Source organism: Streptomyces sp. AA4 (assembly GCF_000158875.1).
In the GTDB taxonomy this organism is placed as follows: domain Bacteria; phylum Actinomycetota; class Actinomycetes; order Mycobacteriales; family Pseudonocardiaceae; genus Amycolatopsis.
The window spans coordinates 6,196,745-6,212,168 of sequence record NZ_GG657746.1; the positions used below are offsets into that span (position 1 = coordinate 6,196,745).

13 protein-coding genes and 1 tRNA gene are annotated in these 15,424 nt (G+C 68.9%); 7 read left to right on the forward strand and 7 right to left on the reverse strand.

The genetic code is table 11. The features are described 5' to 3' along the window. Positions 1 to 159 precede the first annotated feature (159 nt). From SSMG_RS28320 to SSMG_RS46410, 3 genes are all read left to right on the forward strand, one after another. Positions 160 to 921: a class I SAM-dependent methyltransferase gene (locus tag SSMG_RS28320; protein WP_037715123.1), complete on the forward strand. Its 762-nt coding sequence runs from the start codon at positions 160 to 162 to the stop codon at positions 919 to 921. Between the two features lie 37 nt (positions 922 to 958). Beyond that, positions 959 to 2,281 (forward strand): M20 family metallopeptidase, encoded by a 1,323-nt coding sequence (locus SSMG_RS28325; protein WP_037715125.1) that lies wholly within the window; start codon positions 959 to 961, stop codon positions 2,279 to 2,281. 340 nt (positions 2,282 to 2,621) lie between these two features. Continuing rightward, positions 2,622 to 4,298: a trypsin-like peptidase domain-containing protein gene (locus tag SSMG_RS46410; protein ID WP_199786008.1), complete on the forward strand. Its 1,677-nt coding sequence runs from the start codon at positions 2,622 to 2,624 to the stop codon at positions 4,296 to 4,298. A 118-nt stretch (positions 4,299 to 4,416) separates the two neighbouring features. Here the strand turns inward: SSMG_RS46410 and SSMG_RS28340 are convergent, their stop codons facing one another. After that, the gene (locus SSMG_RS28340; protein ID WP_009081679.1) at positions 4,417 to 4,803 is read right to left on the reverse strand and encodes a DUF3224 domain-containing protein; all 387 of its coding nucleotides are present in this window, start codon (positions 4,801 to 4,803) and stop codon (positions 4,417 to 4,419) included. A 74-nt stretch (positions 4,804 to 4,877) separates the two neighbouring features. After that, positions 4,878 to 6,410, reverse strand: coding sequence for a helicase HerA-like domain-containing protein (locus tag SSMG_RS28345; RefSeq protein ID WP_037715129.1), 1,533 nt, complete (start codon positions 6,408 to 6,410; stop codon positions 4,878 to 4,880). 118 nt (positions 6,411 to 6,528) lie between these two features. Between SSMG_RS28345 and orn the strand changes: the two genes are divergently transcribed. The 4 genes from orn to SSMG_RS28360 all read left to right on the forward strand — a co-directional run bounded on the left by orn (position 6,529) and on the right by SSMG_RS28360 (position 8,945). Then, on the forward strand, positions 6,529 to 7,137 hold the full coding sequence (gene orn / locus SSMG_RS28350; protein ID WP_009081683.1) for an oligoribonuclease: 609 nt from the start codon (positions 6,529 to 6,531) through the stop codon (positions 7,135 to 7,137). A gap of 74 nt (positions 7,138 to 7,211) precedes the next feature. Then, a tRNA-His gene (locus SSMG_RS28355) sits at positions 7,212 to 7,284 on the forward strand. Between the two features lie 234 nt (positions 7,285 to 7,518). Then, positions 7,519 to 7,647 carry a hypothetical protein gene (locus SSMG_RS47240; RefSeq protein WP_255409773.1) on the forward strand — a complete coding sequence of 43 codons (129 nt, stop codon included), beginning with the start codon at positions 7,519 to 7,521 and terminating at the stop codon, positions 7,645 to 7,647. A gap of 341 nt (positions 7,648 to 7,988) precedes the next feature. Further along, entirely contained in the window at positions 7,989 to 8,945 is a 957-nt protein-coding gene (locus SSMG_RS28360) for a YdcF family protein (RefSeq protein ID WP_234392756.1), read from the forward strand. Positions 8,946 to 9,125: 180 nt separating this feature from the next. Here SSMG_RS28360 and SSMG_RS28365 read toward each other — a convergent pair whose 3' ends face one another. The 5 genes from SSMG_RS28365 to SSMG_RS28385 form a co-directional block, all read right to left on the reverse strand. Next, positions 9,126 to 10,382 (reverse strand): lytic transglycosylase domain-containing protein, encoded by a 1,257-nt coding sequence (locus SSMG_RS28365; protein WP_199786009.1) that lies wholly within the window; start codon positions 10,380 to 10,382, stop codon positions 9,126 to 9,128. A 121-nt stretch (positions 10,383 to 10,503) separates the two neighbouring features. After that, entirely contained in the window at positions 10,504 to 11,661 is a 1,158-nt protein-coding gene (locus tag SSMG_RS28370; RefSeq protein WP_158688103.1) for a hypothetical protein, read from the reverse strand. Beyond that, positions 11,658 to 13,265, reverse strand: coding sequence for a hypothetical protein (locus tag SSMG_RS28375; protein ID WP_009081690.1), 1,608 nt, complete (start codon positions 13,263 to 13,265; stop codon positions 11,658 to 11,660). Before SSMG_RS28375 ends, SSMG_RS28370 begins: the two co-directional genes overlap by 4 nt. Beyond that, the gene (locus SSMG_RS28380; protein ID WP_009081692.1) at positions 13,262 to 14,047 is read right to left on the reverse strand and encodes a septum formation family protein; all 786 of its coding nucleotides are present in this window, start codon (positions 14,045 to 14,047) and stop codon (positions 13,262 to 13,264) included. The genes SSMG_RS28375 and SSMG_RS28380 overlap by 4 nt, the downstream gene beginning before the upstream one ends. 1 nt (position 14,048) lies before the next feature. Beyond that, a complete protein-coding gene (locus SSMG_RS28385) occupies positions 14,049 to 15,419 on the reverse strand; it encodes a glycosyltransferase family 2 protein (protein WP_234392757.1) in 1,371 nt (456 codons plus the stop codon). Positions 15,420 to 15,424: the final 5 nt, after the last annotated feature.

Consider the following 15,424-nt stretch of genomic DNA (forward strand, 5'->3'; position numbering starts at 1 on the left):
TCCTCCTCGCTGGTCTCCGCGGGTCGGAGACCGTGCGGACGACGTTAGGAACAGGCACCGACAATGCCGGTCCTCGAACGCTTGATCGGACAGATCTTCACTCGAACGAGTGAGCAGTTCATGTCGCATACTGCCGGTAACCCCACCGAGAGGACCCCCGTGCCGCCCCACCGCACCCAGCAACGACTAGCCGATCTGCTCAGCGAGCCGGCCACGACAGCCGACGGCTTCCTCGACACGCTCGGCGACGCCGCCCAGGCCGGCCCGCCCACCGGGCTCACTCAGCGGCTGATGCGCACGACGCTGCTGCCGCAGGTCTACGAACGTTACTGGCGGCCCGTGCTCGGCCGCGTCCTCAAAGGCCCCAGCGGCCCGAGCATGGCCGACGAGGTCGCGCTGGCCTCCGAACGGCTTGCGCTGCAGCCAGGTCAGATCGTGCTCGACGTCGCGTGCGGGACCGGCCGGTTCACGCGCGCGTTCGGGGATGCAGTGGGCCCGGACGGGCTCGCGATCGGCCTGGACGGTGCCCGCACGATGCTTTCGCGCGCGGTCGAGGAAACCGATTCGCCTAACGTGGCTTATCTTCGCGCCGACGCGGTCGAACCGCCGCTGCTTTCGTCCACTGTGGACGCCGTCTGCTGTTTCGCCGCACTGCACATGTTCGCCGAGCCGGAACGCGCGCTCGATTCGTTCGCCCGGATTTTGCGGCCCGGCGGCCGGATCGTCCTGCTCACGAGTGCCCGCCGAGACTGCCAACCCGCCCGGATCGCTGACACCGCAGGAGGAATCGTCAGCGGGCAACGCATGTTCGACCGCGGGGAGATCGCCGCCGGCTTGCACGCGCGTGACTTCGACGAGGTGCGCGAACAGTACTTCGGCGTCGCCCAATTCGTCTCCGGTCGGCTGTCTGACGTGCAGTGATCCATTTTTGTCAGGGTTCAGGGATAGCATTTCCCGCATGACCCACGCCGCACCTGTCCCGCCCGACGACAGCCACCTCCGTTCCCTCATCGAAGCCACCGCCGACGCCGTCGCTGCCGCCGAACCGCTCGGCTCCGACTTCGCTGGAGCCGACGCGGAAACCCGTGCCGCGGTTGAAGAAGAAGTACGTTCCCGGGCGAGCGAACTCGTCGCGCTCAGCCAGGATCTGCACGCGCATCCCGAAGAAGGGTTCGCCGAACACCGGTCGGTCGGCGCTCTCGCCGAGTTGCTGCGCGCTCACGGGCACGAAGTCACCGTCGGGCTCGGCGGGCTGGACACCGCGCTGCGCACCGGAACTCCGGACAACAACGGGCCGCACATCGCTGTTCTGTCCGAGTACGATGCGTTGCCTGGCTTGGGGCATGGCTGCGGGCACAACGTTATCTGCACTGCCGGAGCCGGCGGCTTCCTCGGTGCGGCGGCAGTGGCCGAACGACTCGGCGGACGGGTGTCGCTGTTGGGCACGCCCGCGGAAGAAGGCGGTGGCGGCAAGGAGACGCTCGCGCGCGCTGGAGTCTTCGACGACGTCGACGCGGTGATCATGCTGCACCCGTTCAGCCACGACATCGCGCTGCACCCGTTTCTCGGCAGGCGGCAGCTGGAGATGGTGTTCCACGGCGTCGGCGCGCATGCCTCGGCACAGCCGTTCATGGGACGCAACGCGCTCGACGCGGCAGTGGCTGCTTATCAAGGAGTGTCCGCGCTGCGGCAACAGTTGCCATCGAGCGACCGGGTGCACGGCATCTTCACCGACGGCGGCGCGCGGCCGAACGTGATCCCCGCCCGGGCTGCTCTTTTGTTCTATCTCCGATCGGCGAATCCCGAGACGCTGCGCGACCTGGCCAAGCGGATGACCGCGATCGCCCACGGCGCGGCCGAGATGACTGGCTGCGGGGTGGAATTGCATTGGGACGCACAGCCGGCGTACCTGCCGATCCGGTTCAACACGACGCTCGCCGGGCGGTGGTCGGTCAATCAGCAGGGCACCGGGCGGAAACCGCTGCCGCCGGGCATCGTGCCGGAGTTTCTGACCGGGAGCACGGACCTCGGAAACTTGTCCTTCCGCATGCCTGCACTGCACCCGATGATCGCGGTGTCCGGGCCGACGGTCGCCTTGCACACCAAGGAGTTCGCGGAGGCTGCCGGGTCGCCGACGGGTGATCAGGCGGTCGTCGACGGTGCGCTGGGACTGGCTTTGACGGCCGCCGACTATCTCGCCGACGCGGAACTGCGCAAAGCCGTGCACGACGAGTTCGAGGCATCGGGAGGGGCGCTGGACGTGCCGAGTTTCTTCGACTGACAGGTGTTGAGAAGGACGAGGGAAGGAAGATGGGCCGGGAGGTCGGAGAGGAGGTGCGCCACAGGCGGGTTGACGGGTTGGGCCGAGGGTTTTCGCTGGGACTGACGCTGTGACGCCAGCGGCGGCGGGCATTGCACGGCACGGCACGGCACGGCACGGCACGGCACGGCACGGCACGGCACGGCACGGCACGGCACGGCACGGCACGGCACGGCACGGCACGGCACGGACGAGGATGCCACTGTCGAAGAATCAGCTGAGGATTCTCAGCCGATTCTTCTCAGGAAAGCCTGAGGGTTTTCCACAGGCTGCTCATAAGGGCGGGCGCGAGTCTTGGTTCATGACCGAGAACGAGAGTCGGCCCGGGCCCGCTATCCCCGGTGGGCGCCAGCCGCACCAGAGCAGTGAGCAGTATGGGCAGTATCGGGCCGGGTCGAGTCCGTTCGGCGCCGGGCAGGGGCATCCTCGTGACGGCGGGGGCAGTCCTGCCGGTCAGGGCGGAGCGCGTCCTGGACAGCAGGCGGCCGCGGGCGCTCAGCAGGCGGGGCCGAGCAACGCGCAGCCGCCAAGCAACGCGCAGCGACCTGGCGGTGCGCAGACGCCCGGTGGCGTGCTGCCGCCTGGCGGTGCGCAGACGCCAGGTGGTGTGCTGCCGCCTGGCGGTGCGCAGACGCCCGGCGGTGCACAGCCACCTGGCGGTGCGCAGACGCCCGGCGGTGCGCCAGCCGTCGGACCGAGTGTTGTCCAGGTGCCTCGGTCGGCTGCTGCCATGCAGCCCGGGCCGGGCAACACGCCCCTGCCGGATCTGCAGGCCGCACACCGCCAAACCGGTGCCCCGCAGTATCAGCCACTGACGCCGCACCACCAAGCTGTGGGCCAGCAGCATCAGCTCGGCACCCAGCAGGACCGTCCTGAAGCCCCGCATCACCAAGCCGCGGCCCAGCAGCATCAACTCGGCACCAAGCAGCACTATCCTGAAACCCCGCAGCACCAGTCCGACGCCTCGCGCCACCAGTCCGACGCCTCGAACTACCAGCTCGGAGCACCGGATACGTACCGCGTGACCGAACCTCGCCAAAGCGGGGCCGAGGATCGCCAACCCCCGGCCGAGAGCCACCAACCTGGCACCACGTACTACGGACCGATGCCCCAACCCGCGCAACCACCCGCGGCCCTGGCCGGTCCGCAGAAGCGACCCGGCCGGCTGGCGGCCCTCGTCGGAGCCACCGCGCTCGCCGCAGCTCTTCTCGGCGGTGGTGCAGGGGCGGCGATCGTCGGGCTGACTGGTGACTCGAGCGCATCCTCGACCACCGCGTCGTCCGCCGCCACTGGGCAGACCATCAGCAACACCACGGGCTCCGCAGACGTCAGCACCGTCGCCGCGAAGGTGGTGCCCAGCGTGGTTCAGGTGAACGTCACGACCGGGCGCGGCTCGGCGATCGGCTCGGGCGTCATCCTGACCGCTGACGGTCGGATTCTCACCAACGCGCACGTCGTGCAGGGTGCCCAAACCGTCACGGTCACCACGTCGGACGGCAAGAAGTACCAGGCCAGGGTCGTCGGCTCGGACACCAAGAGCGACATCGCGGTGCTGCAGGCTCAGGGCGCGAGCGGGCTCACCGCCGCGACGCTCGGCGATTCGAGCAAGCTCGCCGTCGGGCAGCAGGTCATCGCGATCGGGTCGCCGGGCGGGCTCCAGAACACCGTCACGACCGGCATCGTCAGCGCGCTCAACCGGCCGCTTTCCGACGTCGGGGGCGACGGCGAGCAGCGGAACTCGCCCTTCAGCCAGCAGACCTCGAACGTCACGTCCGGCCCCAGCTACACCGCGATCCAGACCGACGCCTCGATCAACCAGGGCAACTCGGGCGGCGCGCTCGTCGACAGCCAGGGCCGGGTGATCGGCATCAACTCCGCGATCTACAGCCCGGGCGGCTCGAGCGGCAGCGTCGGCATCGGGTTCGCCATCCCGATCAACGACGCGAAGAAGATCGTCGACCAGATCGGGAACGGCTGACCGGAACCTCGGCGGCGGACCGCGGTCGGGGCGGACCGCCTCCGCTCCTCGCTTCGGGACGGTGAGGAAACCTGGCCGCTCTCTCCAGGAAATTCGGGGCCCGGAGAGAGCGGCTTCTTCACGCGCCCGGCAGCTCGTAGACCAGCGTGAACGTGTGTTTGCCCGCCTCGTCCACGGCGATGTCGGCCGAGCCGGAGATGCCGGCCAGCTCGTCTGCGCCCGAGCCGGGCAGCAGGACCAGCGACAACCCTTCATCGCCAGCCGTGTGCCGGAGAACGAAGCTGCCCTTCCGCCCGTCGACGGAGCCGGTGAAACGCTCGAAGGCGACGTACGCGCGCGACGTCTCGTTCGACGCCGTCAGCATCTCGACCCGGCTGGTCCCCTCGACCGCGCCGGTGAACGTCTTCTCGATCAACACCCGCGCGAACGCCGTGCCACCGGCCTCGTCCTGCGCCTGCGGCTCCCATTTGTCCAGCTCGAAGGCGGCGACGGCGGTCCTGGTCATGCTTCTGCTCCTCTGCCGGTCATTCGGGTCCCGCGCAGTCAACCGCCGATACCTGCCATCTCCTGTCAGGTATCTCAACGCCGCCGGTTGCCGAACAGCCCGCGCGAGAACTCCCGCCCGAGCGAGCTCGCCGCCGAGCGCATGAACGACTTCACCGCCGGGTTGCTCAACACCTGCGAGAGCATGCCCGGCTCTTCCTTCTCCGGCTTGGGCGCGGCCGGCGCCTCGGGTTGCGCAGCCGACTCCGGGGCTGGCACGGCTTTCGCCGCCAACTTCTCGTACGCCGACTCGCGGTCGATCGTCTCCCCGTACTTCGCGTTCAGCTCCGACGACGCCACCGCCGCCCGGATCGCGTCCGCCCCGATCGAGCCCATCTTCGACCGCGGCGCGCGCAGCCGCGTCCACGCGACCGGCGTCGGCGCGCCGCGTTCGGACAGGACGGTGACGATCGCCTCGCCGATCCCGAGCGACGTCAACGCCGTCTCGAGGTCGTAGTGCGGCGACTTCGGATACGTCTTTACCGTGCGCGCCAACGCTTTCTGGTCGTCCGGCGTGAACGCGCGCAACGCGTGCTGCACCCGCGCGCCCAGCTGGGAGAGCACGTTGTTCGGGATGTCGGTCGGCAGCTGCGTGCAGAAGAACACGCCGACACCCTTCGACCGGATGAGCTTCACCGTCTGTTCGATCCGCTCGAGGAACGCCTTCGAGGCGTCGGAGAACAGCAGGTGCGCCTCGTCGAAGAAGAACACCAGCTTCGGCTGGTCGAGGTCGCCCTCCTCGGGCAGCTCCTCGAACAGCTCGGCCAGCAGCCACATCAGGAAAGTCGAGAACAGCGCCGGTTTGGACTGCAGATTGTCCAGCTCCAGCAGCGTGATGACGCCCTTGCCGTCCTGCTGGCGCATCAGGTCGTGGACGTCCAGCTCGGGCTCGCCGAAGAACTCCTCGCCGCCCTGGGCCTCCAGATTGGACAGCGCGCGCAGGATGACGCCCGCCGTCGCCGCGGACACCCCTCCGATGCCCTTGAGGTCTTCTTTGCCCTCGTCGCTGGTCAGATGCGTGATGACCGACCGCAGGTCCTTGGTGTCCAGCAGGGCGAGGCCGCGCTGGTCGGCCCAGTGGAAGATGAGGCCGAGCGTCGATTCCTGCGTCTCGTTGAGCCCCAGCACCTTCGACAGCAGCACCGGCCCGAAGCTGGTGATCGTCGCGCGCACCGGGACGCCGGCGCCGCTGGTGCCGAGCGACAAGAACTGCACCGGACCCGCCGCTGGCGCCCAGTCGTCGCCCAGCTCCGCGGACCGTTTCGCGGTGCGGTCGCTCGCCTCGCCGGGCGCGGACAGGCCGGACAGGTCGCCCTTGACGTCGGCCAGCACCACCGGGACCCCGGCCGCGGACAGCTGTTCGGAGATCAGCTGGAGCGTCTTGGTCTTGCCGGTGCCGGTCGCGCCCGCGACCAGGCCGTGCCGGTTCAGCGTCGCCAGCGGCAGCCGGACCGCGGCCGACGCTTCGGTCTTCCCGTCGATCACCACCGCGCCCAGCTCGACGGCCGCCCCGTCGCTCACGTACCCCTGCGCGATCTCCGCCGCTGGTCCCGACGCTTGCTCGGCCACTGGCCGCACCCCGTTCCGAGTCCGAAATCACACCTCGTTGCACTGGCTGACCGAGCGTAACGCGCCGGAAGCCCAGGTGACGCCGCTGATATCCCCGTGTCGGGTTAGGGTGGTGCGGGTGAACGACCATCTTGTCTGGATCGACTGCGAGATGACGGGGCTGGACCTCGGCAAGGACGCGTTGATCGAAATAGCCGCGCTGGTGACCGACGCCGACCTGAACGTGCTCGGCGAGGGCGTCGACATCGTCATCCACGCCGACGACGCCAAGCTCGACGGCATGCCGCAGGTCGTCCACGACATGCACGCCAAGTCCGGACTCACCGAAGAAGTCCGCGCCTCGACGACCACGCTCGCCGAGGCCGAGCAGCGCGTGCTGGAGTACATCCGCGAATGGGTGCCGGACCCGGCGAGCGCGCCGCTGGCCGGCAACTCGATCGCCACCGACCGCGGCTTCATCGCCCGCGACATGCCGGAACTCGACAGGCACCTGCACTACCGGATGGTCGACGTGTCCTCGGTCAAGGAGCTCGTGCGCCGCTGGTACCCGCGGATCTACTACGCCAAGCCGGAGAAGGGCCTGGCCCACCGCGCGCTCGCGGACATCAAGGAGTCGGTCGGCGAACTCGAGTACTACCGCGCGATCGCCTTCGTCCCCCAGCCCGGCCCGACGAGCGACGAGGCCAAGGCCGCCGCCGCCGAAGTGCTGGAACGCCACCGAGGGTGACCCCCTGAAAATCGCTCGCGGGCACCCGCTAGGATTGCTTCCAGCAAGGTGATCGCGAGATCTTTTGCCAGATGGTGGCTATAGCTCAGCTGGTAGAGCACCTGGTTGTGGTCCAGGAGGTCGCGGGTTCGAGCCCCGTTAGCCACCCGTACGCCCCGGCTTCACCGAGATCCTTTTCGGAGAGGCCGGGGTTTTGTCGTTTCCGGACACTGTGCCAGGTGCCGATGTGGTGCAGGTCACGCCGGGCCACGATCTCGCTCGGGCACTCCAGCATCGTGCTCACAGCGGACGCCGACACGAGCCTGCCTTGTCTGGCTCGTCGCATTGTCGAGGCAACCGCGGCGCCGGTGTTGGAGGCCGCCCGGCAGGCACACCGTGGTCGTGGAGGTCACCGTCCAGGCGCACCCCGGCGAACCCGGCCAGATCGAGATCACGACGCCGACTGCGTCCGGCTTGGTGATCTTGTCGCCGGACGCGGTGCCGCGCAACGGTTCCGTCGGGTGGGGGTAGGCCTGGTAGCAGACGATCGCGTTCGAACAACCGCGGGAGAAAACGACACAGTCGTCGCACGCCCGCTCGGGGTCGCCGTTGTGCTTCTTCTCTGCGTCACCGCGTGCACCCGCAGTTTGGGGCGTCAGCCACCCGCGCGAACGGTGATCCGGCCGATCGAAGGCACCCGAACCGGTTAGCCCGGTAGCGCGCTCGACGCCGGATTCGGCTTCCCCGCGGTTATTCTGGTGCTCGTCCGCGAACTCGACGAGTTCCGCTGACGGCACAGTTCCCGCGTTCCGCAACAGAAACCGGTCGGCCTGATGTGCTATGCCATCGCGGCATTGTTCCTGATACTGGCAGTGGCGAGCATCCGGCGCGACCGGCGGCAGTTCCGCAATGCGGTTCTGCTCGGCCTGTCGGCCGCGTGCCTCGTCCTCGCGCTGCTGATGGAGATGGACCGCCTCCCTTTGCCGGGAGCCGAAGTCGTTTCCGCCGCCGTTCTGCTTTTGCCGTTCGCCACGGTACTGGTGCTCGCCGTTTTCCTGGTGGCGAACGGGGTGACGATGCTGCGGCGGGAGAGCCGAAGCCTGGGGAACCTCCTGTCGCTGCTGACCGGGCTCGGCATGCTGGCGCTCGAGGTACTGCTCGTGACGGCAGACCACACGCAGAACACGGTGGCGGGAGCGATCGGGCTCACCGCGCTGGCCTTGTTCTCCTACCTGGGTTTCCTGTTCTGCTGCTACCTCGGTTATGCCTTTCTCTACAGCCTTCTGCCGCCGCGCTCCGGAGTGGATTTCGTGATCGTGCTCGGCTCCCGGATCATCGGCGGGCGGGTACCGCCACTGCTCGCCAGCCGGCTGGACAAAGCGAAATCCGTCTATCTGGCCGAATGCGCCGCCGGCGCGGACCCGGTGATCATCGCCTCGGGCGGGCAAGGCCCCGGCGAAAGCGAACCGGAGGCGCACGCGATGGCCGAGTACCTCCGCGCCGGAGGTATCCCCGATTCGGCCCTGCTGCGGGAAGACCGTTCGAAAACCACCGAGCAGAACCTGGAATTCAGCCGCCGGCTGATGGCGGAACGCGTTCCCGGCTACCGATGCGTCATCGTCACGAACAACTTCCACGTCCTTCGCACCGCGATCATCGCCCGCGAGGCGGGGGTCAACGGGGAGGTGACCGGTTCCCGCACTTCTTCCTACTACTGGCCCAGCGCGACGATCCGGGAGTTCCTGGCGATTTTCCTGAGGTACCGGACAGTCAACCTCGCGATCACCGGACTGGTCGCCGGCGTCGGTCTCGCCTTCGCCTTCCGCTGACGGCTGCGCAGCACCGGCTCGAGCGAAACGTTTTCGTCGCGGCGAGTCCGAAGAGTGCTCCGAAACTGATCAGCGCGACCTGCGGCCAGGGTGCCGCATCGAAGACCGAGCCGGAGTCCGCAAGCCGCCGTGATCTCGATCAGCGTTCCCGCCCCGGCCGGACCGGGAATGCCGAAGCACTCATCGCGGTGCGCCTGGAGCGACAGGCCGCGCAACGCACTCTTCATGCGGTACTTCTTGTGCAGACCTTCGGCTGTGCGCACAATTCTTGCTGTCATCGGGAGTTCGTCCAGTGTCCTCGCCGGGAACTCCGACGCAGTGCTCCCGGTCCGCGTCCGCCGGATTCGTCTCGGTTACGCCGGTATCCTTTTCGGTCTTGCTCTCCGGTCCGGCAGTGTCCGACTCGGGTGGCCGGCACACGGGGGTGCTGGTGGACGGCGCCGGCGGAGTGGTGGTCGTGCTCGCCGGCGGAGCAGTCGCGGTACTCGGCGTGGTCGTGGTACTCGGCGCCGTCGGCGAAGGGCTCGACGATGCCGGAAGTTCAGTCGGCGCCGGGGCCGCGGGCTTTCCCTCGGTGCGGCTCGGCGGAGTCGGCGTCCCGGTGGAAAGGGGCGGGACCGCGGCCGGCGGCGCCTCCGCGGGTTTGCCCGGCGGCGGCCCGACCGGAGCCTTGCTGTCCGGCAACTGGGCGACCCCGCCGCGGTAGCGGGCCGCCCACGTCAGCACAGTGTCTACATAGGAGTCAGAGTTGTTGTACCGGCGCACCGCGGTCCGCTGGCCCTCATCCGACGACAGATCGAGATTTCCCGAACACAGGTACCGGCCCGCGGCGAGGGTTTCGTCGTAGACGTTGTTCGGGTCGGAAACCCCGTCGCCGTTGCCGTCCGACGCGTACTGGCGCCAGGTGCCGGTGATGAACTGCATCGGGCCGACCGCGTGGTCCCACACCCGGTCGCCGGTGAACGCGCCGCCGTCGCTGGCCGGGATCGCGGCGAATCCGCCGGTTCCGTCGAGTGCCGGGCCGAGAATGCGTTCGACGGTGTTTCCTTTGGCATCGACGTAGCCGCCGCGCGCGTGGCTCGACTCGATGCGGCCGATGCTCGCGAGCAGCGTCCAGTCGAGACGGCACCCCGGCCGTTCCTTGGCCATCAGGTCGGCCGCGTTGCGGTACGCCTTGAGCATGCTGGCCGGGATGCCCAGCGGACCGGGCTCTGCGCTGGAACCGGAGGGCGCCCTCAGCGGCGGGAGACCCGGCGGCTTCGGCAGGCTGCCGTCTACCCCTACCGGGGGATCGGCGCGCTCGGGGCCGAGCATCGGGGAACCCTGTCCGGCCGGGCCTTGCGCAAGAACGACCGGAGCACCCAACTCGCTTGCCGTGACCAACGGCAGCGTCGCGATGAGCCCGCCCGCCAACGCCGTGGCAGCGCGCCACCGCACGGAATGCTCCCGCCTACCAAGCATGTGTTCGCCCTCACTCCCCGTCCCCTCGAACTTAACCCGGGCAACGTTGTCGATCGACTCCGAAATCACACGACATTGCCGGGTAAATCTTCATGTGTCAGGCGACCGCGGTGGCGGCGGAAGACCGCGCGACTCCCCAGCGATCGACGGCTTGAACGACAAGCTGATGCGGACCCGTAGGCAATTTCATCGCGAATTGAGCTCTGAATACGGCCGGCGGGGTCACTGCCATCTGCCGGCCGTCGACAAGAATCCGATATTCCATTACCGGGTCCGCGGGATGCGCCGGCGACGCGCGCCAAGTCGCTTCCGCCCTGCCTGGTCCGGACTGCGTCGCTTTTACGTCGGGCGGCGCGCCGGGGGCAGTGACGAACGATCCGCCCGGACCGGCGGGGAAATCCGGTGCCACTCCGGATGTCCAGTCGTGCCGGGAGTAAGCCGAGGCCGGCGTGAAACCGATGAGCGTCTGGTTGCCGGCCTGATGGCGGACGAAGCCGAGCAGGTCCACCGTCCCGTCCGGCCGGGGTCGCCAGACCGGCCCGCCCGAGTCGCCCGACGCGACGAACGGCGCGGTGCCGCGAAACCAGCACTCCGTCGCGCTCACCGGGCAGTCGGAGGCCAAGGTGCCGCATCGGTAGCCGTGGCCCTGGGCGAACGTGGGGCTGTCCGAAAAGAAACTGCTGTGACACGCGACCGTGCCCGACGGCAGCACGCCGTCGGTGAACGCGGCGGAAACCGTGGCGAGGGAAGGAATCGGCGCAGGTGCGCCAGGCACCACCGCATCCGTGGTGGCAATCCGGAGCAGCGGCGGCAGCGCCCCGGTGCCGATATCGACGAGTGCGGCGCCGTCGCCCTGGTCGCGGCCGGCGGCGTCAGCGGTGGTGTAGGCAACCGTCCCGACCGGCCGGCCAGCCTGGTAGTCGAACATCTGCCCGCCGGGGACGGTGGCGACGTGTCCCACCGTCGCGAGAAAGAACCGCCCGTCCCGGTAGTAGGCTCCGGCCAAGTTGCCGCTGCCGCCTGCTCCCGGCCGGCCGTTCACCAGATTCGCGTAAACCGTCCCGGCGTCCTCGCGTGCCCGGGGACGCTCCTTCGGTTCAGGGGACGGCGCCGGGCGGGACGTCTCCGGCCCGGAGCCGCCGCCAAGGGACAAAATCGCGCCGATGCCACCGGTCACCACCACGGCGAGGACGACGGCGAGGAAGAGGCATCCAGCACTCCCCCGCGCCGCGACAGCCAGCCGCTTCCTCGTCATCTCGCCGCACGAGCACTCGAGGACGCCAGCGCGTAGACGCACCCGCACAGCAGCGGCACACACAGCAGCGCGAGCAGGTCCGCCATGATCATGTGTTTGTAGATCTCGGAGGAACCTTCGGACAGAATCTCCGCGCCGGCCTGGGTGACCGCCGCGATGACCGTAATGACTCCAAGACGCCCGAGTGCTCGCGCAGCCGCCGAGCACGCCGCACGTGCCGCGGTGACCAGGCCGAGCACGAAAGTCAGCGCCAGCAACAACAACAGCACGGCCGGAGCGACGCCCCAGAACCCGAGCACCGAGGTCGCCACGGTGATCCGCTGTTCCTTGGCGAAGGGCTCCTGACCCGCGTCCGCCGGATAAGAACCGAGGTAACCGAGCGTCGGCCGGGTCATGCCTTCGACGGAACGGGACAGCAGCCCCATCCAGCGATCCGGGTGGGTGGCGTAGAACCCGGCGACGGCGCCGATCGAGACCTTGCTGCTGAAGTCGTCCCACTGCGGTCCCCTGGCCACCGAGTTCGGGCTGTCGATCCGGCTGCCCGCGGCCGACGCCAGCCCCGGATCGAGCCCGAACCACTTCAGATCCCCGGCCGGATCCGGGGAGTGCGGCAGCATCTCGACGAAAATCGCGTTGTAGGTGTTCATCGCTTCGAACCGCTGCGGCTGGCTCGACCAGTACCCCAGGCTCCCGGCCAGCACGGCCAGCGCCAGCAGGAGCGTGATCCAGCGCCGCCGGAGCCAGCGCACCGGCCCTCGCTCGCGCCTCGCCGCTTGCCGGAGACCGTGCCGCCCCGTGGCGCGCGGCACGGCGCGGATCGGGGTCCACAGCAATGCCACCACGACCGGAATGACCAGGGACAGCATCTGGGTGGTGGACATGATGGCGAACAACGCGACGACCGTGACCGCGGCGGCTCCGCCGGCCGTGGCGTCTCCGTTGCGCCACATGAACAACAGGGCCACGCTCAGGCCGACGATTCCCAGGAACGCGGCGGGCTCACTGTAGGGCGAGATGAAGAAACCGGCGAACGCGGAGTCCGCGACGATCAGCCCGACCGCCGAGACGAACAGGATCCGGAAACCGAGCGCACCGGGCAGCAGTGGCACGAACAGTCCGAGCGTGACGCCCAGCAGGCAGGCACACACGACGCCGGCAATGCGCAGGTCGATCCCCTGGGCCAGGCCGAAGGTTTCGCCCAGCCACTTGGCAACGGCCAGTATCGCCGCCTGCGTCGAGTAGTACGGCTCACCGGAGCCGTCCGCGCCGCAGGCCTCGCCGTACCACTGGTGGGGTCGCCACAGGTAGTAGAGGAACTTGCTGGACTCGGCGCCCCACGGCCGATCGTTCGCCACCCCGAACGCGCACAGCAGCCGTCGCCCGTCGCCCTGGTCGGCCAGGCCCACGACGCCACCGGCGAACAGGCGTGCGAGCAGGATCGCCGTCCAGCTCACGCCGACCGCCAGGGCGGTCACGATGACCGCGCGCGGTCGCGGAACGCCGGTCAACCGCATGCGCACCCATAGCCGCCCCAATTTCGCGCGCAGCCGCGGCTTTTCCGGACCGGAGTCATCGGCCGTGGGTGCTTCGAGAGCGTGCGTCATGATCGCGCATCCACGGCCAGTGTGCCGGTGGACTGGCGACCGTCCCGCCTGCCGACGGCACATTTCACCGTCTGCTGCCCGTTGACGATGCCCGGGATCGCGACGACGGCCAGCTCCGGGAAATCGCTCAGCGGGCCGCCGAGAAACTCGGTCACGTACGGTTCGCATGGCTGTTCTGGGCTGCCGGGCGCGGCGAGGAGCCAGGCGTTGACTTCCTCGGCGGTGTGCGGCCGGTCGCAGGGCAGCTGTTCGCCGCCGCGCCAGCACACCCGTACCGCCGCCGACGCCGCGGTGGGGAGCACTCCGCGCAGGGGCACCGAGAGCTGCGGGGGCGCGCCGGGGGCCGCAGCGGGAATCGCGTCGCAACGGAAGGTGCGTTCCCCCGCCGCCCATTCCGCCCTGGTCGGTACCCGGGTGAGCAGGCTGACCCCGAAGGAATCGCGTGCGCGCGCACCGAGGTAGCCGCGCAGATCGACCGAATGACAGCGGTCGGCGATGACGGTGTCGAGTTTCTCCACGACGGGCCGTTCCGCCTCCGCCGCGATCGGGCCGTCGAGTCTTCCGACGAAGACAGTTTCGGTCTGGTGCGGCTCGGTGCACGGCACCACCGGCCCGATGTCGCTGGCCGTGTAAAGCTCCTCGGGCGTGGCGATCTTGGCGCAAGACCCCACTTTGCGCGCCGCGGTGGGCACCGTGCCGGCGTACTGGTCGCCCTGGCCGCACCCGCACAGCAGGAGAAGCAAGGCCAGCGCGGCGGCGGTTCTCGCGAGAACTGTGCTCATCTCAGCTGTCCTTGGAGACGGGACCGAGGACATTGACTTCGCGATTGCGCCGCGTTTTGGCCCATCCGTTGTGGCCCCGCACGACACGGCCCAGTGCGCGCCACGCGGTCAGGTAGAACAAATACATCATGAAAGAGAACGCGATTCCCCATCCGATGCAGCGCCACCAGCTGTACGCGCCGCCGGATTGCCGCCGGTAGATCGGGCCCCAAAGCGCGAACTGGGCAATGCCGACCAGCACGTAGATCGCGAAGAGCACGGCCCCGCCGTTGCCGAGGTAGATCATGGTCTGCGCCGGGTAGAGGACGAGGTTGTTCACGAACGCGATGACCGGCAGCGGATAGGTGATCGTGCCGAAAAGCTGCAGCCACGGCTGGGCAAGGAAATAGGACAGCTCCAGCACGCCGACGTTCGAGACCCGGCCGGACCGCCACAGCGTCGGCAGATACCGGATGCACTGCATGGTGCCCTGCGCCCACCGGGTCCGCTGCGCGAGGAAGCGGTCGAGCTGCGGCAGCGCTTCCTGGTCGACCCAGGCGTCGTCGCAGTATTCGGTGCGGAAGCCCGCGAGCAGCACGTGCACGCCCAGCTCGAAGTCCTCCAGCAGCGAACCCCGCCACGGTCCGGAGCCCTCGGCCAGCCGGTCGAGCACGGACAGCCGGGTGAACTGGCCGTTGCCGCCCATGCCGACCGTGCCGACCTTGCGGCGGGAGACCTGCATCGCGGAGATCGCGGTCCGGAATTCGAGGTCCTGCAACCGCACCAGCGTACGGCCGAAGAAGTTGCGCACGCGCCCGGAATCCGGATACGGCTGCCGCACGTCGCGGTTGATCATCCGGACCTCGATCTGCACCGCGCCCACCGAATCGTCGCCGAACAGCCGGTCCGACGCGCAGGCTTCGAGTGCGTTGCGGGAAAGCCGCCCGTCCGCGTCCACGACGACCACCACGCACCGATCCCGCGGACGCGACGGGTGAATCCAGTCGCTGAGCACGCGGTAGGCCGCGTTCAGCGCGTCGCCTTTGCCGGTGCGCGCGTCGGGCAGCTGCCGGCGCACCTGGTGCACCTGTTTGTCCGCCGCCGCGTGCGCGGACACGATCGCGCCGGTGGCGTCCTCGGACGCGTCGTCGATCACCCACACGTGCGCGCGCGGGAAAGTGTCGCGCAGATAGGCGATCGTCGCGCCGATCACGGCTTCCTCGTCCCGGCACGGGACGAGGAAGTGCCAGTCGAAGTTCCGCGAATCGCCGTCCGGATAGTGCTCACGGCGCAGATACGTGACGGCGAGCACGACGACGTAGATCAGGAATACCCCGCTGATCAGCAGCGCCGACGTCGTCGCGAAGCCAAGCAGGTTGGTCCACTGGAACAAGTGCC